The organism is Subtercola lobariae (assembly GCF_014640255.1).
Classification (GTDB): Bacteria; Actinomycetota; Actinomycetes; order Actinomycetales; family Microbacteriaceae; genus Subtercola; species Subtercola lobariae.
Genome location: NZ_BMGP01000002.1, coordinates 674,458 through 696,622 on the forward strand (window position 1 = coordinate 674,458; position 22,165 = coordinate 696,622).

Annotated in this window: 21 protein-coding genes; 9 read left to right on the plus strand and 12 right to left on the minus strand. The window is 65.0% G+C overall.

Translation table 11 applies throughout. The annotated features are described in order from the left end of the window. Positions 1-108 precede the first annotated feature (108 nt). Positions 109-1,002 (minus strand): DMT family transporter, encoded by an 894-nt coding sequence (locus tag IEX24_RS07485; RefSeq protein ID WP_229715155.1) that lies wholly within the window; start codon positions 1,000-1,002, stop codon positions 109-111. Positions 1,003-1,041: 39 nt separating this feature from the next. On the opposite strand from IEX24_RS07485, the gene IEX24_RS07490 reads away from it, so the two are divergent. Further along, on the plus strand, positions 1,042-1,623 hold the full coding sequence (locus IEX24_RS07490) for a MarR family winged helix-turn-helix transcriptional regulator (RefSeq protein WP_188676004.1): 582 nt from the start codon (positions 1,042-1,044) through the stop codon (positions 1,621-1,623). A gap of 152 nt (positions 1,624-1,775) precedes the next feature. Here the strand turns inward: IEX24_RS07490 and IEX24_RS07495 are convergent, their stop codons facing one another. Next, entirely contained in the window at positions 1,776-2,699 is a 924-nt protein-coding gene (locus tag IEX24_RS07495) for a dioxygenase family protein (protein WP_188676007.1), read from the minus strand. 147 nt (positions 2,700-2,846) lie between these two features. Here IEX24_RS07495 and IEX24_RS07500 point away from each other — a divergent pair, with 147 nt between their 5' ends. Beyond that, the gene (locus IEX24_RS07500) at positions 2,847-4,154 is read left to right on the plus strand and encodes a hypothetical protein (RefSeq protein ID WP_188676010.1); all 1,308 of its coding nucleotides are present in this window, start codon (positions 2,847-2,849) and stop codon (positions 4,152-4,154) included. Between the two features lie 52 nt (positions 4,155-4,206). Here IEX24_RS07500 and IEX24_RS07505 read toward each other — a convergent pair whose 3' ends face one another. Together IEX24_RS07505 and IEX24_RS07510 are read right to left on the minus strand one after the other, a co-directional pair. After that, positions 4,207-4,611: a PIN domain-containing protein gene (locus IEX24_RS07505; protein WP_188676023.1), complete on the minus strand. Its 405-nt coding sequence runs from the start codon at positions 4,609-4,611 to the stop codon at positions 4,207-4,209. Further along, positions 4,608-4,832 carry a hypothetical protein gene (locus tag IEX24_RS07510; RefSeq protein ID WP_188676026.1) on the minus strand — a complete coding sequence of 75 codons (225 nt, stop codon included), beginning with the start codon at positions 4,830-4,832 and terminating at the stop codon, positions 4,608-4,610. The genes IEX24_RS07505 and IEX24_RS07510 overlap by 4 nt, the downstream gene beginning before the upstream one ends. 120 nt (positions 4,833-4,952) lie before the next feature. On the opposite strand from IEX24_RS07510, the gene IEX24_RS07515 reads away from it, so the two are divergent. From IEX24_RS07515 to IEX24_RS07530, 4 genes are read left to right on the plus strand one after another with little or no spacing between them, the layout of a single operon-like run. Further along, on the plus strand, positions 4,953-5,357 hold the full coding sequence (locus tag IEX24_RS07515; protein ID WP_188676028.1) for a TOBE domain-containing protein: 405 nt from the start codon (positions 4,953-4,955) through the stop codon (positions 5,355-5,357). Positions 5,358-5,362: 5 nt separating this feature from the next. Then, on the plus strand, positions 5,363-6,202 hold the full coding sequence (gene modA, locus IEX24_RS07520; RefSeq protein WP_188676031.1) for a molybdate ABC transporter substrate-binding protein: 840 nt from the start codon (positions 5,363-5,365) through the stop codon (positions 6,200-6,202). A 39-nt stretch (positions 6,203-6,241) separates the two neighbouring features. Beyond that, positions 6,242-7,057 carry an ABC transporter permease gene (locus tag IEX24_RS07525; protein ID WP_188676042.1) on the plus strand — a complete coding sequence of 272 codons (816 nt, stop codon included), beginning with the start codon at positions 6,242-6,244 and terminating at the stop codon, positions 7,055-7,057. Next, entirely contained in the window at positions 7,054-8,109 is a 1,056-nt protein-coding gene (locus tag IEX24_RS07530; RefSeq protein WP_188676045.1) for a sulfate/molybdate ABC transporter ATP-binding protein, read from the plus strand. The genes IEX24_RS07525 and IEX24_RS07530 overlap by 4 nt, the downstream gene beginning before the upstream one ends. On the opposite strand, the gene IEX24_RS07535 is transcribed toward IEX24_RS07530, so the two are convergent. After that, positions 8,080-9,945 carry an HNH endonuclease signature motif containing protein gene (locus tag IEX24_RS07535; RefSeq protein WP_188676047.1) on the minus strand — a complete coding sequence of 622 codons (1,866 nt, stop codon included), beginning with the start codon at positions 9,943-9,945 and terminating at the stop codon, positions 8,080-8,082. The genes IEX24_RS07530 and IEX24_RS07535 overlap by 30 nt on opposite strands. A gap of 172 nt (positions 9,946-10,117) precedes the next feature. Beyond that, entirely contained in the window at positions 10,118-12,775 is a 2,658-nt protein-coding gene (locus IEX24_RS07540; protein ID WP_203585869.1) for an MMPL family transporter, read from the minus strand. Between the two features lie 164 nt (positions 12,776-12,939). Here IEX24_RS07540 and IEX24_RS07545 point away from each other — a divergent pair, with 164 nt between their 5' ends. Next, positions 12,940-13,512 (plus strand): TetR/AcrR family transcriptional regulator, encoded by a 573-nt coding sequence (locus IEX24_RS07545; protein WP_188676050.1) that lies wholly within the window; start codon positions 12,940-12,942, stop codon positions 13,510-13,512. A gap of 11 nt (positions 13,513-13,523) precedes the next feature. Here IEX24_RS07545 and IEX24_RS07550 read toward each other — a convergent pair whose 3' ends face one another. From IEX24_RS07550 to IEX24_RS07565, 4 genes are all read right to left on the minus strand, one after another. After that, positions 13,524-14,513 carry an amidohydrolase family protein gene (locus IEX24_RS07550; protein ID WP_188676052.1) on the minus strand — a complete coding sequence of 330 codons (990 nt, stop codon included), beginning with the start codon at positions 14,511-14,513 and terminating at the stop codon, positions 13,524-13,526. 145 nt (positions 14,514-14,658) lie between these two features. Next, complete coding sequence (locus IEX24_RS07555) at positions 14,659-15,195, minus strand: YbhB/YbcL family Raf kinase inhibitor-like protein (protein WP_188676055.1); 537 nt, start codon at positions 15,193-15,195, stop codon at positions 14,659-14,661. Further along, complete coding sequence (locus IEX24_RS07560) at positions 15,195-15,509, minus strand: ferritin family protein (protein WP_188676058.1); 315 nt, start codon at positions 15,507-15,509, stop codon at positions 15,195-15,197. The genes IEX24_RS07555 and IEX24_RS07560 overlap by 1 nt, the downstream gene beginning before the upstream one ends. Positions 15,510-15,605: 96 nt before the next feature. Then, entirely contained in the window at positions 15,606-17,456 is a 1,851-nt protein-coding gene (locus tag IEX24_RS07565; RefSeq protein WP_188676061.1) for an alkyl/aryl-sulfatase, read from the minus strand. 200 nt (positions 17,457-17,656) lie between these two features. Between IEX24_RS07565 and IEX24_RS07570 the strand changes: the two genes are divergently transcribed. Next, positions 17,657-19,186, plus strand: a complete 1,530-nt coding sequence (locus IEX24_RS07570) for an MFS transporter (protein WP_188676064.1) — start codon at positions 17,657-17,659, stop codon at positions 19,184-19,186. 3 nt (positions 19,187-19,189) lie between these two features. After that, positions 19,190-19,897 carry a TetR/AcrR family transcriptional regulator gene (locus tag IEX24_RS07575; protein ID WP_188676067.1) on the plus strand — a complete coding sequence of 236 codons (708 nt, stop codon included), beginning with the start codon at positions 19,190-19,192 and terminating at the stop codon, positions 19,895-19,897. Positions 19,898-19,933: 36 nt separating this feature from the next. On the opposite strand, the gene IEX24_RS07580 is transcribed toward IEX24_RS07575, so the two are convergent. After that, positions 19,934-20,824, minus strand: a complete 891-nt coding sequence (locus IEX24_RS07580; RefSeq protein WP_188676070.1) for an SDR family oxidoreductase — start codon at positions 20,822-20,824, stop codon at positions 19,934-19,936. Between the two features lie 4 nt (positions 20,825-20,828). Beyond that, positions 20,829-21,998: an AI-2E family transporter gene (locus IEX24_RS07585; protein ID WP_188676074.1), complete on the minus strand. Its 1,170-nt coding sequence runs from the start codon at positions 21,996-21,998 to the stop codon at positions 20,829-20,831. Positions 21,999-22,165: the final 167 nt, after the last annotated feature.

Consider the following 22,165-nt stretch of genomic DNA (forward strand, 5'->3'; position numbering starts at 1 on the left):
TTCGGGTAACGCTTCGGGTAACGCTTCGGGGCAGTTATGACGATAGCCATAGGGGTGTCGCGCGCCGAATCGCGTGCCGAAACTTCGCGCGTGTGAAGTAACACAAGGTCACAACTTGTAACGTCTGCTCTGCCGCTGCCCCACCACCACACCCGCCAACACGAGCAGAGTGCCAAACGCTTGGCGGGGGCCGAACGCCTCCCCCGCGACACAGGTGCCAAGCAGCACTCCCGTGACGGGGTTGAGCAGCCCGATCAGGCCCACAGTCGCCGCCGGAAGGTGCCGTAGCCCGGTGAACCACGCCACGAAGGCGAGCGCCGTGGCAATGACGGTGACGTAAGCGAACCCGAAAGCGGCCGGCTCGTCGATCTGCGGCGGCGCGCCCTCGACCATCACGGCGAACGGCGCCACCAGCAGCCCGCCGGCGATCAGTTGCCACGCCGTGATAGCAAGCGTCTTCTGCCCCACGGCCCACTTTTTGGTCAGCACGAATCCCACCGACGACATGAGCATGGCGGCCAGTGAGGCGGCTACACCGAGCACCGAAATAGACCCGGTAATACCTCCCAGCAGCATTACACCAACTCCGGCGAATCCGATCGCCGCCCCGAGCAGCGGCCTCAAGGTGGGCCGGGCGCCGAGCACCGGCCACGCGATCAGCATCAGCACACCGGCCGATGTGGCCATAATGGTCGACGCTACGCTCGACGGCAGCAGTTGTGACGCGGCGTACACCAGCACGAAAAACGCCCCGACGTTCAGCGTTCCGAGCACGAGCGATTTGTACCACCACGACCCTCGTGGGCGTGATCGCGTCAGGGCGAGCACAATGAGCCCGGCTGGCAGTGCGCGCAACACCGCCCCCCAGAGTGGATGGTCGAGCGGCAGAAACTGCCGCGTCACGAAGTAGTTCGACCCCCAGGCAATCGGGGCGATTGCCGTAATGAGCACCCAGCGCCAGCGGTGCCACAGCGCGAGCATCCGCGATGCTTTAGCTTCCATGGAAGCAATAATAGCTTCTGCGGAAGCTACTATTGCGTCATGGCAGAACCCGTCGACCGCACAGATCGCACAAAGCACATTGAACCCACAGACCGCACTGACCGCATCGACCGCATTGACCGCATTGACCGCATTGACCGCATTCAAGCGGAGTGGAACCGAGAGCGACCCGATCTCGATGTGAGCCCGCAGGGCATCATCGGCCGGCTGCACCGGCTCGCCGGGCATCTCACCGCGGAGCTCACGCCCGTCTACGAACGACACGGTCTCGGCGAGGGCGAGTTCGACGTGCTCGCCGCCCTCCGCCGTGCGGGCGCCCCCTTCGAGCGGGCGCCCGGCGAACTAGCCGCGCACACCATGGTGACCACGGGTGCCATGACCAAGCGCATCGATCGCCTGGCCGAAGCGGGGTTTGTGGTGCGCAGGGCCGCGGAGGGCGACGGGCGGCGCCGGGTCGTTGCGCTCACCGATCACGGCCGCACGGTCATCGATGCCGCCTTCACCGAACATATGGCGAATGAGAAGCGGCTGGTCGCCGATCTGCCGGCCGCCGAGCGAGCCCGTCTCGAAACGATCTTGCGCGAGTGGCTCGGGCACTACGAGTCGCCTCTGCAGCGTTAGGGCCGCCGCGGCTGCCCTGTGCAGCGCCAGCGCCGCCACCGGACGCGCGCGCCATCAGCCACACATGACCTATCGCGCGCAGCCAGCCACACATGACCCATCGCGCGCGCCATCAGCCAAGCACACGACCCGGCACCTACGGGCGCGCCGCGTCACACCCCGATGGTCAACGCCGCGGTGTACCCCGCCGCCACGGAGCCCGAGATACTCGCGATCTGGTGAATTCCGCCGTCGTTGCCGAACACGTTGTCGGTCGCGAGACTGGTTGAAGCGAGATTCTTCACGCTCTGCGCATACCCGGTGGTGGCATAAACCGCATCGCAGGTCTCCTTCGGCATGGCGATCTGCGATGTCTTCACGATCGGCCCAGACGCCACCGCAGTCGCCACATCTGTATATACCTCGAAGTGAATATGCGGCCATCGCCCCGAATACGCCGCCGGATAGATCGAGGTGAAGGCGACGGTTCCATTCGCGTCGACCTGCTGCACGCCACGCAGATAGTTCTCGTTCTGCACACTCGCACCGTAAAGCGAGTACTCCCCGTCGCGGTTGCAGTGCCAGAGGTACACCGCCGCGCCCGCCAGCGCGTTTCCCGTCGAAACGTCACGCACGGTGAGTTGGATGTTCAGCGGCACCCCCTCAGCCGTGATGCTCGACGAGCCGAAGCTCGAGCGGATGTCGCTGCGAACGATTCCCGAGGCACCCAGCACATCGACACCGTTCGAACCATCGCCTGGATACGGCCCGGCGGTCTCATCGGGTACCTCTGTCACCACTTCGGCACCGGCCGACGGCGTGCTCGTCGCTGCACCCGCGGTACTGCCGTCGGTGGCCGAGGCGCTGGGTGTCGAGGTGGCCGTCGCGCCCGCCGCTGCGGCCGAACCCGATCCCGACCCCGCGCCGGGGCTCGCGCAGGCGGCGAGCAGCGTCGTTACGGCCACGCCGCCGAAAAGGCCGAGGGCCAGGCGCCGGTTGACCAGTGTTCTGACGTCGTAGACGAGCCCCCGGTCATCCTCATCGATCTCATTGCCTGCGGCGTCGCGCCACTCGTCGTCGTTCTGCTTCGTCGTCATTTCTGTGCTCCCTCTCATTTTCGTAGGTTCAACGAAACGGCACGGCCCTATGGGGTGGCCATACGAGCTCTTGGCGCGTGCTATGAAATACTGTGCGAGCCCTGAATGCGCGGGCGAGACTGCTCGGCCCTGAAAGGACCCCGCCGGATGACCGATCTACCCCCTCGCGATGCGGTCGCGAACACCGGCGCGAACCCTGGCGATGCCTCTCACGAGACCGCGACCGAGACCGAAGCCGAGGCCGGCAGTCGCGACGCCGCTCCTGCGATAGTCGCGAACACCGGCGAAGCAGCTCAGCCGCCGGCCCAGCCGAATGGCGACCGGGGCGCCCTCATCGTGGTCGTCGCCGCGTCGGTCGTGGCTCTGCTGATGGTGCTCGGCGGCAGCTTCTGGGCCTGGAGCGCCCTCAGCCAGAGCCGCTACAACGCCGCGAGCATCGCCCTACAGACTCAACTCGGTGCCGAAGCTGTTGCGGTGCACGCGTACGACGCACGGTTGGCTGACATGAACAGCCTCGCGCTGCGCATCGCCTCGGTGACCGCTCGGCCGGAGTTCACCGCCGATACGAGCGCCGAGGCAGGCGCGCTACGGCAAGACCTGGGCGTCGCGCAGCCGCTCGCCACGGCACCGGCAGCTACCTCCCCCGACAGCGCCGACGCCCTTCCGGCCGCCGGCTACCGGCCCGCCTGGCAATTGCTGGGCGACTCTGAGCACCTCGAAGCTCTCACTCGGCAATCGCAGCAGACCACGGCGCAACTCAGCTCGAAGACCACCGACGCTAAGTCTGCCGAAGACACGCTCACGGCAGCAGAGGCGGCATACTTCTCGGCCACCGCCACGACCGCTGAGCAACTGATCGCCACCGATACTCTGTCGAACCGCTCGGTGCAGGTTCCGCTCATCCACCTCATCGATCAGGCACGAAACCCGTCGATGAGCCTCAGCCGCGACGGAGCGTTTCTCGGTTCGATCGTCGACGCCGAGGCTCAGGTGCGCGCCTCGCAGGCCACCAACCAGGCCCACCAAAACGATCCCGCCTGGTCGGTGCGGCGCGAGATCGAGGCCTACGCCCGTTCGCTCAGCAACGGAATCGCGCTGGAATTCGTCTGGGCGCCGGAGGTTTCCGGGCTCGGCAGCGGCTGGCTCTCAGGCACCGCGCAAACCTTCGACACCGACGGCGGATACGCCATCATCAGTCTGAACTACTCGGTTGAAGACGCCTGGACCGATGGGCTCAACGAGACCGACGACCACGCACTCGTTGCTCACGAGGTGGGCCACACCCAGATCTACCGCTGCGCGAAACTCTTCAACGACCCAGCCTTCGCCGGCAACCAAGAGACCTGGGCCACTGCCTGGTCGATCAGCCAGGGCTTCGACGTAGAAGGCTCGGGCATTCAGGCCTACGGCCGCCCCACCGACGCCCAAATCGCCCTCGCCGCTCAGTGCCGCTGACCGCGGCCAGGGTCGCGGTCGCAGTGGCTTAAGCGCCCACGGATCGCACACATCACGACCCCACATACTCCTGTCGAAATGCCCCGCCCATCGCGTCAGCAATGTGCCCGAAGTCGCGGTCGCAATTCAGCACGATAGCGTCATTTGCCATGGCGTATGCAGCGATGAGGCAATCGAATGCAGCAGCCGCGCGCATCCGCCCGGTCTGCCACAGAGCCTGCTGCACCCGTAACGCGTCAGCCTCGCTCGGGTGTACGAACGCCGCAAGCAGTTCATCCATGTCGCGCCGAAATTCGACGTACTCAGCGAGACTGCGCGCCGAATGACAGTACTCGAGAACCTGTGGTGGGCACGTGATGATGAGGTGAACAGGCGACAACGCCCTCAGTCGCTGAGCAATGAGGTGGTTTCTAGCCGCTCTCTGCCAGACGCTGTTGTCTACGAGGTACGTGCTCACGAGCCTGCAGGATGCCCACTCCCCGGCTTCATCGTGCCGGCATCGATCTGGTCGTTGGTGAACTCACGGGCAATGATGCGCTCGACAACCGTCGGCTGACGACGCACGGCGATGAGCGTTTTTAGAGCGAGATCGACAGTCTCTCTGTTACTCCCTGCCCCAACGAGGTCACGAGCGGTCTTGAGTTCGAACGGATTGATGTCGATCGATGTCACGGTCACGTACCTCTCCCTCCCCCGAACGGCTATATAAGCCACTAGATAGATCTGTGGCTCAGGAGGTAGTGCCGCCGACAGCCTGACGGTGAGCGGTTCCGCGTTTGCGGAAATAGGATAGGGGCTATGTCGCAAATTCGGATTCGTGATGCAGCACACTACCTCGGAGTCAGCGACGACACTGTACGGCGGTGGATCGACATCGGCGTGCTGAAAAGCAGCAAAGACGAATCGGCACGCTCGGTCATCGACGGGCTCGAGCTGGCGCAATTGGCACGCAAGAACGCCATTCTGCCCGCCGACCCCTCTGACATCGGGCGCTCCGCCCGAAATCGGTTCGTGGGTCTCGTCACCGAAATAACCATGGACAAAGTGATGGCCCAAGTCGAGATGCAGTGCGGCCCGCACCGCGTGGTTTCGCTGATGTCGAGTGAGGCAGTCAGAGAACTCGGGCTCGAACTCGGCTCCGTAGCAGTAGCCGTCGTGAAAGCCACGACGGTGATCGTCGAAACACCCGCAGAGAGAACGTGAATCAGATGACCTTCGCACCCCTGAAATCAAAGCCCACAAGAAAGTCGCTTCGCAGCCTGGCCACCCTGGTGATCGCAGCAGCTGTCGTCACCGGAGCGGCCGCCTGCTCGAGCTCATCCACCACCACCGCTTCGACGGGCACGCCGAGCGCCTCGGCAACCACCGCCCCCGCCGGCACTGTCGTGGTTTTCGCAGCGGCATCACTGAAGGCGACCTTCACCGCTCTCGGCACCGCTTTTCAGGCGGCCAACCCTGGCACAACAGTGACCTTCAGCTTCGCGGGCTCGTCTGACCTGGTGACCCAGATCACCGGCGGAGCCCCGGCCGACATCTTCGCCTCGGCCGACACGAACAACATGGGCAAACTCGTCTCGGCAAACCTGGTCAGCGGTACGCCGGTCAATTTCGCCACGAACGTGCTCGAAATCGCGACCCCGCCCGGAAACCCCGCGAACGTGAAGACCTTCGCCGACCTGGGCAACGCGAGCATCAAAACCGTGATCTGCGCGCCGGCCGTACCGTGTGGCGCCGCGACCGCCACCATCGAACAGTCGACGGGCGTTACGATTCCGGCGGTGAGCCAAGAGTCGTCGGTGACGGATGTTCTGGGCAAGGTCAGCTCGGGCGAAGCCGATGCCGGGCTGGTGTACGTGACCGACGTCAAGAGCGCCGGCAACACTGTTACGGGCGTTCCGTTTGCCGAGTCGAGCAGCGCCGTGAACACGTACCCCATTGCAGCGCTTTCAGATGCGAAGAACGCCGCGCTGGCGCAGGCCTTCATCGGGTACGTGACCGGCCCCGACGGTCAGGCGACGCTGGCGGCTGCCGGTTTCGGCAAGCCGTAACCCGGTAGTCGCAGAACCCGTGAAGACATCGCTGAACCCGTGAAGACCTCGCAGAACTACTGGGGCGTGCCCAAATGGGTTCTGGCCATCGCCCTCGTCGGCGCACTCTTCGTCGTGCTGCCGCTGCTGGCGATGGTCGTTCGGGTGAATTGGGGTCAGTTCATTCCGCTCATCACCTCGCAGTCGTCGATCGATGCGCTGCTGCTCAGCCTGCGAACCTCGACGATCGCAACGCTTCTGTGCATCATTCTCGGAGTGCCGATGGCGCTGGTGCTGGCCCGCACGACATTTCCGGGTCAGCGCATTCTGCGTTCGCTGGTGTTACTGCCGCTGGTATTGCCGCCCGTGGTCGGCGGAATAGCGCTGCTGTATACCTTCGGCCGCCAAGGGTTGCTGAAGGCGCCGATGAACTTTTTGGGCATCCAAATCGCCTTCTCGACAACAGCCGTGATTCTGGCGCAGACCTTCGTCGCATTGCCGTTTCTCGTTCTCAGCCTCGAAGGGGCATTGCGAACGGTTGGCACGCGGTATGAGGCCATCGGCGCGACGCTCGGCGCAGGGCCGACAACGGTGCTGCGCCGCATCACACTTCCGCTCGTTCTGCCCGCGCTGGTCTCAGGCGCGGTGCTCTCGTTCGCCCGCGCCCTTGGCGAATTCGGTGCCACGCTCACCTTCGCCGGCAGCCTGCAAGGGGTTACTCGAACCCTGCCCCTTGAAATCTACCTGCAGCGCGAAACCGATCCCGATGCGGCCGTCGCCCTCTCACTCGTGCTGGTGGCCGTGGCCATCATCGTGGTGGGGCTCGCGAACCGGGTGGGCTCGAATTCCCGGCTCGGCCCAAACGTTCTCTCGTGACATTCACCTTCGAGGCCGCAGTCGCCCGGCGTAAGTTCGACGTGTCGTTCAGCCTCTCCCAAGGCGAGACACTTGCCGTGCTCGGGCCGAACGGCGCGGGCAAGTCGACACTGCTGAACCTCATCTCAGGTTCGCTCTCGCCCGACAGCGGGCACGCCGAACTCGATGGAGATGTGCTCTTCTCGGCGGGCTCCGGCCGCAAACGCGTTTGGCAACCCCCGCACACACGCGGCATTTCGCTGCTCGCCCAGCAGGCACTGCTCTTTCCACATCTCACCGTGCTCGACAACGTGGCCTTCGGCCCCACGAGCTCGGGGGTGAAGAAACGTACGGCCCACGATGCCGCGCGAAAGTGGCTGGCCGAAGTGGATGCCGCACAATTCGAACGGCGTAAGCCCGCCCAGCTCTCGGGCGGCCAAGCGCAGCGCATCGCGGTGGCGCGGGCGCTCGCCGCCGAACCTAAACTGCTGCTGCTCGACGAGCCGATGGCCGCGCTCGACATCGACGTGGCACCCGCACTGCGGCGCACCCTGCGGCGCGTGCTCGAGAATTGCACCGCCATCATCGTGACGCACGACATTCTCGACGCGTACACACTCGCCGATCGGGTCATCGTGATCGACAACGGGCGCATCGTCGAAGACGGCCCGACCCGGCGCGTGTTCGAGCAGCCGCGAGACCCGTTCACGGCGAACCTCGCGGGGCTCAACGTGCTGTCGGGCATCCGCACGCCCCTGGGCTTGCGCACCGCAGACGGAGTGGAGCTCGCGATCGGCGCGGGCGCGGCTGGGGCGGTCGGGAGTGAGTGCTCCGCCGCGATCCGCCCGAGTGATGTGCGGGTTTCGACCTCGCCGCCCCCCGACGGGGCGAACGCTTTGCCTGCCACGATCACAGACCTCGAGCCACGTGGCGACCTCGTCAGAGTGCGTGCGCTGAACTTTGCGGCAGACCTCCCGCCCGCGCTGGTAGCCGATCTCGACGTCTCGATCGGCACGGCCGTGTGGTTCACGTTCGACCCGGGCTCAGCGATCATCTACTCGGCCAACCGCTGACGCCGCGACCGCCGGACTCGCCTGGCTGGGGGCGTGGCCGAGCTGGTCGGGTGGCCAAGCCGGTCGGGTGGCCGAGCCGGTCGGGTGGGCGAGCCGGTCGGGTAGCTGAGCCGGTCGGGTGGCCGAGCCGGTCGGGAGGCCAAGCCGGTCGGGTAGCTGAGCCGGTCGGGTGGGCGAGCCGGTCGGGTAGCCAAGCCGGTCGGGCAGCCGAGCTGGTGCGCCCACGCGCACACCCGCACCCGCACCCGCACCCGTTCGTCGTTTGGTGCAGGGGCGGGGTGTCTGTGTCCAGTCGATTTCGGGTGGCGGAATGATGTGCGGTGCGCCTTCGATCATGATGAGCTTCCACCGGCTCTTGTGCAGGTGGCTGTGGTGAAACGTGCAGAGCAATACCCCGAGATCGACGTCGGTGCGGCCGGGCAGGTAGCCGACATCACGCCACGGCTCGGTGTGATGTGTCTCACACCACGAAGGCGGCCGATCGCATCCCGGCCAGACGCAGCCACCGTCGCGCGTGGCGAGTGCTCGGTTCTGCGCCGCGGTGAACAGGCGTTTCGTCTTGCCGTGCTGCAGAACGCGCCCTTCGTGCATAAGGGTCGTGATGATGTCGCCATGGCAGACCAGCTGCTCGACGGTCGAGACCGGCACCGGCAGATCAAGACCGTCGATCCAGCCGACTCCGGTGCCGGCGACAACGTCGTCAAGGGTGGCGTGAACGTTGATCGTGGGCCTCGCCCCGCAGAGCTGCGGCACATCGGGTAGCGCTGCGACCCGGTCGATGTACGCGGTCAGCCCGTCGGCGAGCAACTGCTCTCGCGTTCGCGGGTCAGCCAGCGTTGGGCTCACCTCCGCCACATCGTCGCCATCGCCAGCGCCAACGGCACGGGCATCGGCATCGGCATCGGCGTCGGCTTCAAACGCGAAGGGAATCCCGTCGCCAGCCTCGTGATCATCGCTTACGGCGCCACCATCACGGCCGTCGACTCCTTTCGGGGTGGCATCGCCCGAATCGTCTGGGCCATCGAAGCGGGGCAGGCGGGGGCTGAGAATGGTTTGCGCGATGGCCTGCCACTTCGCACCCTGCTCTGGGGTGAGGATTCCGCCGATCTTGAATGTGCCGTCGGCCTGCTCACGCAACCAGATGCCGCGCTTGGCTTCGAGGTCACGGGCGGTGGGTTCCGCGCCGTCAGGGTCGAGGTGCCCCTGCCACTGCGCCGCCATCACGGCGACCTGATCAGCCGACAAACCGAGCCCGCCGACGGCAGTGCGGTCAGCGGCGATCACGAGCATCTGCTCGCACTCGTGCAGATCAGCGCCGTACCCGACACGTTTCGCCGAGTCACCGAGCATTCGGGTCACCACGCCCGCGGTATCGACCCCAAGCCGACCCTCCCGCAATGCCTCTTGCACAGCGGAAAAGCGACCGGGATTCGCCGTACCAACCGCCGACACCGAAGACCGCACGGCAGTACCCAGACGCACCCGAGCCGCGGCAGTGCGCTTCGACACCCCGGTCAAGGCGCTGATCAGCGACACCGCATTCGGGCATCCGTTCTTCACCGTCAACCGCTCATCACCGAACTCGGCCCGCGACCGCTCAGCCACCTCACCGGCCACCTCGACAACGAGAGCCTCAGCGCATCGCAGAAGACCTTCCGCAGCAACCGCAAACGCGACCAACACCTCGTCAGCAAGCCCACAGGGCGCGGCAGCCTGGAATCCGCCAGACTCAACGACACCCTGAACAGCCGCGAGCAGCACCGCAAGTCGAGGGACGTCACACCCTGAGGGCGACGCCCCTGAAGGGGCCGAAGAGGCCGGTGCTGATCTGTTCATGCCACCAGTCAAACACCAGGCACTGACATTCCCTCACTAAAGAGGCCAGAATGTGTACAACTCGCCAACCCCACGATTGTGGAGAACAAGACAACACACCGGTCGGCCGTTCGACCGCGCGCTCGGCTAAACCGAGCGTCGCGGCCGCCGCGGATCGCTGGCGAAAAAGCGACTAGCGCGAACCGCCCACCGCGCCGTCGACCAGCTCCCGCGGATCGTCCGAGTCACCCGCGCCACCCAGGCCGGCGGCATCCGTGCCACCCAACCCCGAACCCGAACCCGAACCCGAACCAGCACCCGAACCCGAACCCGAACCAGCACCCGCACCAGCACCAGCACCAGCACCCGCACCCGCACCGAACCGCTCGAGCTTCGCCCCCTCCACATCGACGTCGGGCGTAATGCGATCGAGCCACCGCGGAATCCACCACGCCTTCTCACCGAGCAGGTACATCGCCGCTGGCACGAGCAACAGCCGCACCGCGAAGGCGTCGACGAGCACGCCGATGGCCAACCCGAAACCGATGATCTGCGCCTCGACGAGGTCACCGAAGATGAATCCGCCGAACACCGAGATCATGATGATTCCGGCAGCAGTCACCACCGAGCGCGCGGCGCGCAGACCCTCATTCACCGCCTTGCGAGCCGGCAGACCATGCACGTGAGCCTCACGCATGCCCGAGGCGATGAAGAGTTGGTAATCCATCGCCAGACCGAAGATGATGCCGATCAGCAGAGTCGGCAAGAAGCTCAGAATCGGCCCCGGGTCGTGAATGCCGAAGAGAAAGCCGAGCCAGCCCCACTGGTAGACCGCGGTCACGGCGCCGAGCGTCGCCAGCACGGTCAGCAAAAATCCGCCCGTAGCGAGCAACGGAACCGCAATCGACCTGAACACCAAGATCAGCAGCAGAATCGAAAGCCCGAGCACGATGATCAGGTACGGCGGCAGAGCCGAGCCGAGCTTCGCCGAAATGTCGATGTTGATGGCCGTCAACCCGGTCACCCCGATGCGCACGCCTTGCTGTTGCTCGATGGTGGGCGACAGATTGCGTAGGTCTTTCACGACCTGCTCGGTGCTCGCCGCCGACGGACCCTCGGCCGGAATGACCTGAAAGATCACCGTACGGTTGTCGGCCGACGCGCCACCGGGGGCCGCAGCCACGACGTTGTTCACCGTCAGCAGTTCGTCGGCGATGTTCGCTTCGAGGTGCGTGAGCGCGGCGGCGTCGGCCACCTCGGGCAGATTCGCAACGACGATGATCGCCCCGTTCATCCCGGCGCCAAAAGCGTCGTCGATTTGCGAGTAGGCCTTGTACTCTGTCGAATCGGACGGTTGTGACCGACCGTCGGGCAGCGCCAAGCGCATTGACAGCGCGGGTATTGCAACAATGAGCAGCACGATGACGCCCGTCACGAGAACGAGAACGGGGTGCCGCGTGGCGAGACTGCCCTCTTTCTTCGCCTTGGTCTTCACATGCTCAGCGTGCCCGGCAGCATGCTCAGCGTCATGTCCGGCCCCTCTCCCAGCAGCATGCCCGTCCGCACGCTCAACAGCGTGCCCCGCAGCATGCGGCACCGGATGCTCGCCCGCCCCCACCGCCGCGTGCTCACCCGAAGGCTCCGCAGAACCGCCGGCCACCGACGCCCCAGCCAACCGAGCAGCCACCGCCGCCCGCTCTTTCTTCGGCAGCACCCGAAGGCCGGCCAGCGACATCAACGCCGGAGTCAGCGTCAGCGCAATCAGCACAGCGACGCCCACACACACCGCGCCCGCCGAACCCATCAGCCCCAAGAATCCGATGCCCGTCACGTTGAGGGCCACCAGCGCAATGATCACCGTGATGCCGGCGAACATCACGGCGTTGCCCGAGGTTCCGTTGGCCAGACCGATCGACTCGCGCACCGGAACCCCGGCCCGCAACTGCCGTCGGTGCCGGTTCAGAATGAATAGCGAGTAGTCGATACCCACCGCCAGCCCGAGCATCAACCCCAATGTCACCGTCGCCGACGACATGGCCACGACTCCGGAGAACGACAAGACGCCGAGCGCGCCGACCCCCACGCCGACGAACGACGACAGCAGCGGTAGCCCGGCTGCGATGAGCGACCCGAGCATGATGAACAGCACGATGGCCGCAATGAGAACACCCACGACCTCGCCGGCACTCAGGCCAACACTCACCGCCGACATATCGGCCGAGTAGTTGACGTCGACCCCCGGCAGCGAGGTGGCATTGATCGCGTCGACGGCGGCTTGTTTATCGTCTGGAGTCACATCGACAGTCGCCTTGTTGAACACGACGGTCGCCACCGCCGTCGAACCGTCGGTCGAAACGGTCTGAATCTTCGACGCGGCTGCCAGCAATCGCTGCCCGTCGGCGATCTGCTGCTGTTGCGCTGCGAGGGTGGCCGGGTCGAGCTGGCCCGCGGCGGCCTGAAGCTGGGCCTGGGCATCCGTCAGCTTCTGGGCAGAAGCAGCGCGCTGAGCCTCGGTGTCGAACGGGTTGAGCGTCGACGAGACGCCCGGAGTCTTAGCCGCGGCATCGAGCGCCGTGCCTATGTCGGTCTGCTGCTCGGCGGTGAACGCCGAACCATTCGAGGTACTGAACACCACCTGCCCGGTGCCGCGATCTGCCTCGGGCAGCGATGCCTGCAGTTGATCGGCCACGTCTTGCGCGGGCGTACCCGAAATCGAGAACGTGCTCGACAGCGAGCCGCCCACCGTCGCGAACGCCGTGGCGACGCCCGCGAGAATCACTACCCAAACAGCAATCACGATCCAGGCCCGTTTGGCCGAGAACAGCCCGAGACGTTGTAAGAGCGTGGCCATGAGGTGCCTCTCGATGAGATGTGATCGCGGTTCGGTGAGCATCCGCTCGCACACCAGGCCAACGGATGCTGCCCAGCACTACGAACGGACGGCATCGTCTCTGCGACTATAACAAAACGGTACGTAACGTAATATGGCAATTGGCTGTGAGGTACGCTCGTCACGTGGAGAAGCTCGGACGCAAACGCAGCGAGAAATCGCGCGACGCCGTGCTTCAGGCGACCCGCGAACTGGTCACCGAATCGGGATTCACCCACGTGACCATCGAGAAGATCGCGGCACGGGCACACGTGGGCAAGCCCACCATCTACCGGTGGTGGCAGTCGAAGAACGCCATTCTCGCGGAGTGCGTGCTCGGCGGCGAAGTGCTGCCCGCCGTCGACGAAACATCTGCTTCAGAAATTCACACGAGCGCGAGCGAATGGTTTCGGGCGGTGCTCGGCTACGTCGATGAGAACGCAGCGCTGCTGCGCGGGCTTGTTGCTGCGGCATACGAAGACCCCGAGATCGCCGCGCAGCTCAGAGCGCACCTCGGCGACCCCATCGAGGCGGCGCTCATCGAGTGGGCGGGCGGCGCCGGCCGAGAAACACCGCTCGCCGGCGAGCTCTCGCCGCACGCGTTGGCGCAGCTGCTGTTCGGCGCGATTCTGTACCGACTCGCACCGACCCTCGGGGCAACCGACGCCTCAGACGTCGAGATGTTCGACGTGCTGATCGCTCGCCTGCACACGCAGTAGCGCAAAAATAGCTAGAGCCTGAAGAGCCGTTCGGCCGTGCCATGCGCAATGGCCTCGCGCTGGGCATCCGTCAGCCTCGCCGCCAGCAGAAACGGTTCGGCCTCGTCGTTGCCAACGAACGGGTAGTCGACCGAGTACATGATGCGCGAAGCCTCCATCATCTCGATGACGTATTGGAGGTTCGCCTGGGTGAACATTCCGCTCGGTGTGACATATACGTTCTCACGCATATATTCGGCGAAGGTTCGGTCGAGGTGCGTCACAGCCCGCGGTAAAGCTTCATCGAGCCGCTCGATGAAGAATGGCACCATCTCTCCCCAGTGCCCGAGAATGACCTGCAGTTTCGGGTAGCGGTCGAGCACGCCCGAAAGCACGAGGCGAATAAAGTGCACTCCCGTCTCGCTGTGCCAGCCCCAGGCCGCCGTGCCGAGGCGCGCCGAGACGAGCGGCGCGAAGCCAGAGTAGTTCTCGGCGATGGTCGCCGTCGGCGGCAACCCGGGGTGCAGATACAGCGGAACATCGAGCTTCGCCAGCCGCTTCAGAATCACGTCGAACCGAGCCTCGTCGAGAAACTGGTCATTCGTGCGGCCCATGATCATCGCGCCCACGAAACCGAGTTCGCCGACGCCGCGCTCGAGCTCATCGGCAGCAGCATCGGGCACGGTCGTCGGCAACGCCGCAAACCCGGCGAAGCGATCAGGATGCTCGGCAATCGCCGCGGCCAGCTTGTCGTTCGTCGCCCGAACCACCTCGACCGCGACCGAAGCCGGAACCCGCTGAACCGACTGAGACGACAGCACCTGCATCGCGATGTTGCCGCTATCCATGGCGACCAGCCGCCCCTCACCCAGATCGGTGAGCTCGTCATTGCTCGGTGTGTACGAGATCTTCACCGACGGGTCGATGCCCGTGGTGTCATGGCGGGCCGCCGCCGTCGGGTCGTCAGATGCCGCCCGAACGGCGGGGTCTGAGTAATGCTCTTCAATGGTGATGATCTTCATGGTGACAGCCTCTTCGATGCCCGGTCAGCCGGTGATTCCGGCCATCCCGATAGCTCGCGGCCGCGGTGCCGCGCTACGCTATATCGTCTATCTTGGCATGCGCGGGACGCTCGGCTAAGCTCGACGCATCGAGACTCGAGGCGCGTCAGGCCTCGAACCACGGAGTGATCACTGCACGCGCCAGCGTGTGACCGAACATGCTGAAGCCGAGAAACGCCGGTGTCGCGTCAGCGTCGAGGCCGAGCGACTCCACATCGAGCGCGTGGATGCCGATGTGGTACGGGTGATTACCGTGCCCTGCCGGTGGCGCGGCCCCGAGATACCGGGCCAGCCCTGCGTCGTTCTTGAGCTGAACAGCGCCGGCCGGCAACCCCGACCCCGTGTCATCTCCCGCTCCGGACTCCAGCGACGAGACCGACGCCGGAATGTCGGCCACGGCCCAGTGCCAGAACCCGGCCCCCGTTGGTGCCGCCGGGTCATACATGGTGATGGCGAAGCTCTTGGTCTCGGCCGGAAATCCGCTCCAGCGCAGCTGCGGGCTCGTGTCGCTGCCGCCCGCACCGAAGATACCGCTCACCTGAGCCGTAGGCAGTTCTTCGCCGTCTGTGACGTCGGTGCTGGTGACGGTGAAGCTGGCGACCTCGCCGATCGCGTCGTAGGGTGTGCTCTTCTCGTCGCTCATCAGCTTGCCGCCTCCTCGGCGGCCTCGCCGTGATCGACGATGTCTCCCTCGGTGAAAAGAATGCCCTGGGCGATCTCGCGCCACTTCGGCGTCTTGCGCAGCAAGAATTCCAGCTCCATGCTGAAGTGCTTGAATTCTTCACCCAGCGAATCTTCCATGATCGCCTTCGCCTGCTCGTCGGGCTCGACCGAGATGCGCTGCACGTACCAGCCGATCGCCTCCGCCTCTTCGCTGAGCCCCGCGCACATGCGGGCGAACGTTCGCGTCTCGGCGCTGAGTTCTTCGGGTGGCTCGTGATACTGATTTGACCCCATGGGTTCTGCCTTTCGTCTGAACAAGTGCAGCACATCGCAGCAAGCCCGCGAAAGCCCTTGCGCGGGCATGCTCCATTCCCGACGAGAGCGTCGGGATCAGGGGGTGACGATATTGAAGGCCGGGTCGCCGGGCGAGAGAACTGCAAAGACACTGGTGAGAGCCGTTTCGTCGCCCGCCGTGGTGAGACCGGCCTGCTTCGCGGCCTCGATGGAGCCGGCAGCGAGGGCGAGAATGGCGGCGTGCGGCAAGGTCAGGGTGAGATCGCTCGGTAGTGCTGAGTTCGCGACGTAGACGAGCACACCGTTTTTCAGCGTCGTGCGATATGTCTCGCCCGTGTCGGTGAAGTTCCAGGAGATCGAGCTGTCGATGTGCCAAGCCTTCGGGCCGTCGATCTGAATTGCGAACGCGTCGAAGAACTGGGTGATGCTGAGACTCTTCAGAATGTCTTCGGAGACAGTGGATTGAACGCTGCCGAAGTTGCCGGTGCGAAGTTCCATCGCGCCGGAGAGGTAGACAGACCGCCAGGTGCCGTTCTCACTACCGAAACCGAGCTGCTCCAGCGTGTCTGCGAGCAGAGCCTTGCCAGCCGCGTGGTCGGGTTCGGCGAAGACGACATGATCGAGTACTTCGGCAACCCACCGATAGTCTCCAGCGTCATAAGACACTTGCGCCTTGGCGACGATGCTATCGGCGCCGCCCATATATTCGACATACCGAACGGCCGCATCAACAGGGGTGTGCTGCCACAGCCTCGCCGGGTTGCCGTCGTACCAGCCCATGTATCGCTGGTAAATCGCCTTGACGTTATGGCTGACCGAGCCGTAGTAGCCGTGGGTGTGCCACTTCGACGTCAGCGCTGGAGGCAGCTGCAGCGTCTCGGCGATTTCTGACCCAGTAAAACCTTGGTTGATCATCCGAAGCGTCTGGTCGTGCAGGTAGGCGTACAGGTCTCGTTGGGTGGAGAGAAATTCGACGATGTTGGCTTTGCCCCAGGTAGGCCAGTGATGTGAGGCGAAAGCGACATCGGCGTGGTCGGTGTACCTGGCAATGGCCTCGGTCAGGTAGTGCGACCAGATGTGCGGGTCACGAACGACCGCGCCGCGCAGGGTGAGGAGGTTGTGCAGTGTGTGGGTGGCGTTCTCTGCCATGCATAGGGCCCGGTAATCGGGAAAGAGAAAATGCATTTCAGAGGGTGCTTCGGTACCGGGTGCCATCTGAAATTCGACCCGAACACCGTCGATGACGTGCGTTTCTCCGGTGATGGAGATGTTCACCGTTGGGGCGATGAGACTGACAGTGCCTCTGGAGGTGGTTTGGCCGAGGCCCGCGCCGACGCCGCCGGTGGCGCTGATTGGCAGTGCGACGCCATACATGTAGTTCGCCCGACGGCTCATCGCCGTTCCGGCGAACAGGTTCTCTTCGATCGCGTGCTGCATGAAACCGTCAGGAGCATAGATCGCGACCGTTCCGGCGTCGACCTCTGCTTGGGTGGTGACACCCTTGACGCCACCGAAGTGGTCGGCGTGCGAGTGGGTGTAGATCACCGCGACCACGGCACGGTCGCCGCGATGCTCGCGGTAGAGCTCGAGCGCGGCGGCCGCCGTCTCCGTGGAGATGAGCGGGTCGATGACAATGACTCCGTTGTCGCTTTCAACGAACGTGATGTTCGACAAGTCGAACCCGCGACCCTGATAGATACCGGGAACGACCTCAAAGAGGCCATGAGCTGCGACGAGCTGCGACTGCCGCCACAAACTCGGATGCACCGTAGCTGCGGCTTCGCCAGTGACGAACGTGTACGCGTCAGCGTTCCAAATCACATCGCCGCTTGCGTTCAAAATCTTGCTCGAGTCGAGCGTGCCGAGAAAGCCACGCCGTACATCGATAAAGTCTTGCGTGTCGTCGAACGGGAAGTCAGGCGCGGAAGACGGCGAATTGACGATCATGATGCATTCCAATCAGATAGATCTTGCCGCAGGCATCAGAAACCCGCACCCTGGGCTACGAGCAAGTCTCGAGCGGTGCCTCGCACCGCTCACCATAGCGCTCGCCAGCACCTACTCGGTATGTAAACAGGTATTGACTTGAGGCCGAGTCGCGCTACAGTAGCGGAGTCAGCAAACGTTTACATCGACTGTGGAGAGACATGTCTCAGACTTCTCAGGTGCCGGCATCGGGCACCGCGGCTAGCGGCACTGCGGCTACCGGCACCGCTCCGTCAACGACCGCCAAGGGTAAAGGGCGGCGGCCTAACAGCACCGCGATCATCCTGTTCCTGTCGCTCGGCGGCCTCTCGTATTCGGTGCTGCAGTCACTCGTCGCGCCGGCACTGGCCACCGTCGGACACGACCTGAACGTGTCGACGGCCGATGTGAGCTGGATTCTGACGGCATACCTTCTCTCGGCATCGGTTCTGACGCCTATTTTCGGCAAGCTCGGCGACATGCTCGGCAAGCGCCGCATCATGATCGTGGTTCTCGCGTTGCTGCTCGTGGGCACGGTGCTTGCCGCGCTGGCCCCGAACCTCGGCGTTCTGATTGTCGCTCGTGCGCTGCAGGGCGCGGCCGGCGCAGTGCTGCCGCTCTCGATCGGCATCGTTCGCGATGAGCTGCCGCGTGAGCGCGTGAGCGTCACCATCGGTCTGCTCTCGGCGATCTTCGGCATCGGAGCCGGTGTGGGCATCGTCGCCGCCGGGCCCATCGTGCAGTCGCTCGACTGGCACTGGCTGTTCTGGCTGCCGGCGATTCTCATTGTGATCGCCCTCGTCGGCACCATCGTGGGCGTGCCCGAGTCGCCCGTGCGCACGCCCGGCCGCATCGACCTGGTTGGAACCGCGATTCTCGCCATCGGCCTGGTGTCGATTCTGCTCGCCATCAGCGAAGGCGAAACCTGGGGCTGGGGCTCGTTCAACACCGTGGGCCTGCTCATTCTCGGCGGCATCGCCCTGATCGTGTTCACCCTCGTCGAGCTGCGGGTCAATGACCCCCTGATCGATGTGCGCCTGTTCAAGCACCGCGGTGTGTGGACAGCCCACATCGTGGCTCTGATCTTCGGTTTCGCGATGTTCGGCACCTTCGTGCTCGTGCCGACCCTACTGCAGCTGCCGTCGGCTCTCGGCTACGGATTCGGCGAATCGGTCTCGAGCGCCGGCCTGTTCTTGCTGCCGACCGTGGCAGCGATGATCGTCTTCGCGCCGCTCGCCGGCGTCATGGTGAAGCGATTCGGCCCGAAACTCCCCATGCTGCTCGGCGGCGTCTTCGTCACGATCGCCTTCATCATTCCTGCGGTGGCACACGACCAGCTCTGGCAGATCGTCGTCTCGGGCATCCTCACCGGCGCCGGCATCGGCCTGGCCCTCTCGGCCATGTCGAACGCCATCATCGAGAGCGTGCCGGCCACGCAAACGGGTGAGGCGATCAGCGCGAACACCATCGCCCGAACCATCGGCTCGAGCGTCGGAACGGCCGTCATCGCAGCGATCATCACCGCGAACACGACCGCGCAGGGCGTGCCGACCGACAACGCTTTCACGGTGGGCTTCTGGGTATGCGCCTTCGTCGGAGTGGCCGCTATTCTCGCCGCTCTCGCCGCTCCCTCTATGCGCAGACTGCGGCAAGAGGCCGTGGCCTCGGGAGTCGACGACCTGCCCGACGAGGTCGCCGCAGCTGGGCACTGAGTCATGGCCGACCAAACTCCGGGCACGAGCCGGGCCGTGCTCGAGGCAGACGAGGCCGCAGCACGAGCGGCGGCAGGCGTGACAGAGGTGGATGCCCGTGCCGACGCCGAGCTGACGCGCTCAGGCCGAGACGCCGTGGTCACGCAGCGCGCCCTCGTACGCGCGGCCCGGCGCCGCTTCGCCACCGACGGCTACCGCGCCACCACGGTGCGGCAGATCGCAGCGGATGCCGGCGTGAACGTCGCCCTGATCAACCGCTACTTCATGTCGAAGGAGGGCCTTTTCGAGGCGTGCATGATGCGCACGTCAGACGAACTCGACACGCAGACCGAGGCACGGGCATCCGGTATCGCAGAGGTGATCGAACGGCTCGTCTCGCACGCGGTCGACTCACCGAACGGCGACGACCCTCTGCAACTGCTGCTGCTCTTGCGCTCGTCGGGCGACGAGAACGCTGACCGCATTCGCCGCAAGACCATGGAGCACTTCACCGAGCGACTCGCCACGGCCGCCGGCTGGCATGCCGACGACGCCGCAACTGCCCCGCTTCTGCTGCGCGCCCAACTCGCCATCTCGATGATGCTCGGTGTGGTGATGCTGCGCACCTCGGCCGCCGTGCAGCCGGTCGCTTCGGCGACGGCCACAGAACTCGCCGCCCCGCTCAGCCAGGTCTTCACGGCCCTGCTCGCCGAGGGTCACGCACCCGAATAGCCGGAGCAGGCCGCTCCGCTCGCGGAATGGCGCAGGTCAGTGCACCGGAGTGCCCCCGGTCACCGCAATGGTTTCGCCGCTGATGTAGCTGGCCTCTTGGGAGGCGAGCAAGACGAAGGGCGGCGCGAGTTCTACGGGCTGGCCGGGGCGACCGTAGGCCGATTCGCTGCCGAACGACTCGATCTTCTCGTTGGGCACGAACGCGGGCTGAAGCGGTGTCCACACGGGGCCGGGCGCGACGCCGTTGACGCGAATACCGCGCTCGGCGAGCTGCTGAGCCATCGCCCTGGTCCAGTTGGCAATGCCAGCTTTCGATACCGCGTATTCCGCGAGCGCCGGCGACGGCTGAAAGCCCTGAATGCTCGAGCAGGTCACGATGGCGGCCCCGGGCTTCAGGTGCGGTGACGCCGCCTTGGTCAGCCAGAACAGCGGGTAGATGTTCGTCTTCAGCACGTGATCGAGCGTTTCGGTCTCGAAGTCGTCGATGCTGTCGACGGTGGGCATGGTGCCGGCGATGATGGCGAGAATGTCGACCCCGCCGAACGACTCGACCGTCTTGGCGACGAGTGCGGCATCCACTGTCTCGTCTTGCAGATCGCCGGGAAAGAGCAGTGCGCGCTGGCCGGCCGCCTCGACGAGAGCAGCCACTTCTTTGGCCTGCTCGTGTTCTTCGGCCAGATACGAGAGTGCCACGTCGGCGCCTTCACGGGCGTAAGCAATGGCGACGGCTCGGCCGATGCCCGAGTCTGCACCCGTCACAATCGCCTTTCGACCGGCCAGCCGGCCCGAGCCGATGTAGCTCGTTTCGCCGTGGTCGGGAGCCGGATCCATCTTTCTGATGTCGCCCGGAGCCGACTGCTGCTGGGCGGGGAAGGGCGGGTTCGGGTACTGGCGAACAGGGTCTTGGGGCGTGTAGATCGAAGGCATGATTTCACGCTAGTTCTGACCCTGAAGCCTGCGCACCCCCTTGACGCGCGGTCGAGCGCCAGGTGCCCTTCGCAATGAAGTTCACCATCACGTTGACCACAGCGATGGTCGGCACGGCGAAGAGGGCGCCCGGGATGCCCGCCAGCAGTGTGCCCGCGGCGACGGCGAACACCACGGCGAGCGGGTGCACCTTCACGGCCGAGCCCATGACGAGCGGCTGGAGCACATGCGCCTCGAGCAGGTGCACGAGCAGAACGCCACCGAGCATGATGAGGGCCTGAACCGGCCCGACGAAGACGAGGGCGACCGCGACCGCAATGATGCCGGTTGCAATGGCGCCGACCACGGGAATGAATGACGCCAAGAAGACGATGATGGCAATCGGAATGGCGAGCGGCAGTCCGAGGAAGAACGCGAACAGCCCCACACCGACTGCGTCGACCGTCGCCACCAGCAGCTGCACCCGAACGAAGGTGGTCAGCGTCAGCCAGCCGGCGTGACCTGCGCCGTCGATCGCCGGCCGCGCCCGACGCGGAAAGAGCCGCGTCACGAACCGCCACACTCCGGCGCCGTCGATCAAGATAAAGATGGTGGCGAACAGCGTCAACAGGGCCCCGGTGAGAATGTGCAACGCAGACGACCCCACCGTCAGCGCCCCGCTGAACAGTTGACTGCTGTGCGATTGGATGGCCGAGCCGATCTGATTGAGGTAACCGTCGAACTGCGAGCTGTCGATCTGCAGCGGTGACGTGCTGAGGTAGTTCTTGAACGAGTTGTAGGCCTGTACCGACTGCGTTTCAAGCGACGGCAACCCCGCGCGAACCTGCGTCTCGACGAGCAGAATCAGCGCGCCGAGAATGGCGAACGTGGCCACCAGCGACACCACGATCGCCAGCCACCGCGGCCAGCGGTGTCTGCTCAAGAACTGAACGAACGGCACCAGCAGTGCCGAAATCAGCAGCGCAACGAGAAACGCAACCACGATCTCTTTGAACGTGGCGATGAGATAGAACGCCACGGCCAGAACGCCCGCCACAGCGAGAAGGCGCCAGGCCCACTGCCCGGCGATGTCGACGGCGACCGGTACGGCACGCCGCACCTGGTCGGAACCAGCCGGGTCAGATCCAGCCGGGCCAGAACCCGCCGGCTCAGGGGAGAGGTCAGAATCGGTCATGGCGGTTCCCTTCGATAAAGCGGCCACCGTGCGGCCGTCATCACACTGTGCTGCAGAACTTCTCTCGTCGGTAGGCCTTGATTCGAACATCCGTAGGCTGACTGCTGCTCAACTCGGGTGGATAAAACTGTGACCGAATCAGAAGGTAGGCGACTCGGTGTCAGCCA

Coding starts and splice junctions, on each gene's coding strand:
- IEX24_RS07575 (WP_188676067.1), top strand. CDS start 19,190: ATGGCCGACCAAACTCCGGGCACGAGCCGGGCCGTGCTCGAGGCAGAC.
- IEX24_RS07515 (WP_188676028.1), top strand. CDS start 4,953: ATGTCGCAAATTCGGATTCGTGATGCAGCACACTACCTCGGAGTCAGC.
- IEX24_RS07535 (WP_188676047.1), bottom strand. CDS start 9,945: ATGAACAGATCAGCACCGGCCTCTTCGGCCCCTTCAGGGGCGTCGCCC.
- IEX24_RS07495 (WP_188676007.1), bottom strand. CDS start 2,699: ATGACGACGAAGCAGAACGACGACGAGTGGCGCGACGCCGCAGGCAAT.
- IEX24_RS07570 (WP_188676064.1), top strand. CDS start 17,657: ATGTCTCAGACTTCTCAGGTGCCGGCATCGGGCACCGCGGCTAGCGGC.
- IEX24_RS07560 (WP_188676058.1), bottom strand. CDS start 15,509: ATGGGGTCAAATCAGTATCACGAGCCACCCGAAGAACTCAGCGCCGAG.
- IEX24_RS07490 (WP_188676004.1), top strand. CDS start 1,042: ATGGCAGAACCCGTCGACCGCACAGATCGCACAAAGCACATTGAACCC.
- IEX24_RS07580 (WP_188676070.1), bottom strand. CDS start 20,824: ATGCCTTCGATCTACACGCCCCAAGACCCTGTTCGCCAGTACCCGAAC.
- IEX24_RS07550 (WP_188676052.1), bottom strand. CDS start 14,513: ATGAAGATCATCACCATTGAAGAGCATTACTCAGACCCCGCCGTTCGG.
- modA (WP_188676031.1), top strand. CDS start 5,363: ATGACCTTCGCACCCCTGAAATCAAAGCCCACAAGAAAGTCGCTTCGC.
- IEX24_RS07540 (WP_203585869.1), bottom strand. CDS start 12,775: ATGGCCACGCTCTTACAACGTCTCGGGCTGTTCTCGGCCAAACGGGCC.
- IEX24_RS07565 (WP_188676061.1), bottom strand. CDS start 17,456: ATGATCGTCAATTCGCCGTCTTCCGCGCCTGACTTCCCGTTCGACGAC.
- IEX24_RS07485 (WP_229715155.1), bottom strand. CDS start 1,002: ATGGAAGCTAAAGCATCGCGGATGCTCGCGCTGTGGCACCGCTGGCGC.
- IEX24_RS07585 (WP_188676074.1), bottom strand. CDS start 21,998: ATGACCGATTCTGACCTCTCCCCTGAGCCGGCGGGTTCTGGCCCGGCT.
- IEX24_RS07555 (WP_188676055.1), bottom strand. CDS start 15,195: ATGAGCGACGAGAAGAGCACACCCTACGACGCGATCGGCGAGGTCGCC.
- IEX24_RS07500 (WP_188676010.1), top strand. CDS start 2,847: ATGACCGATCTACCCCCTCGCGATGCGGTCGCGAACACCGGCGCGAAC.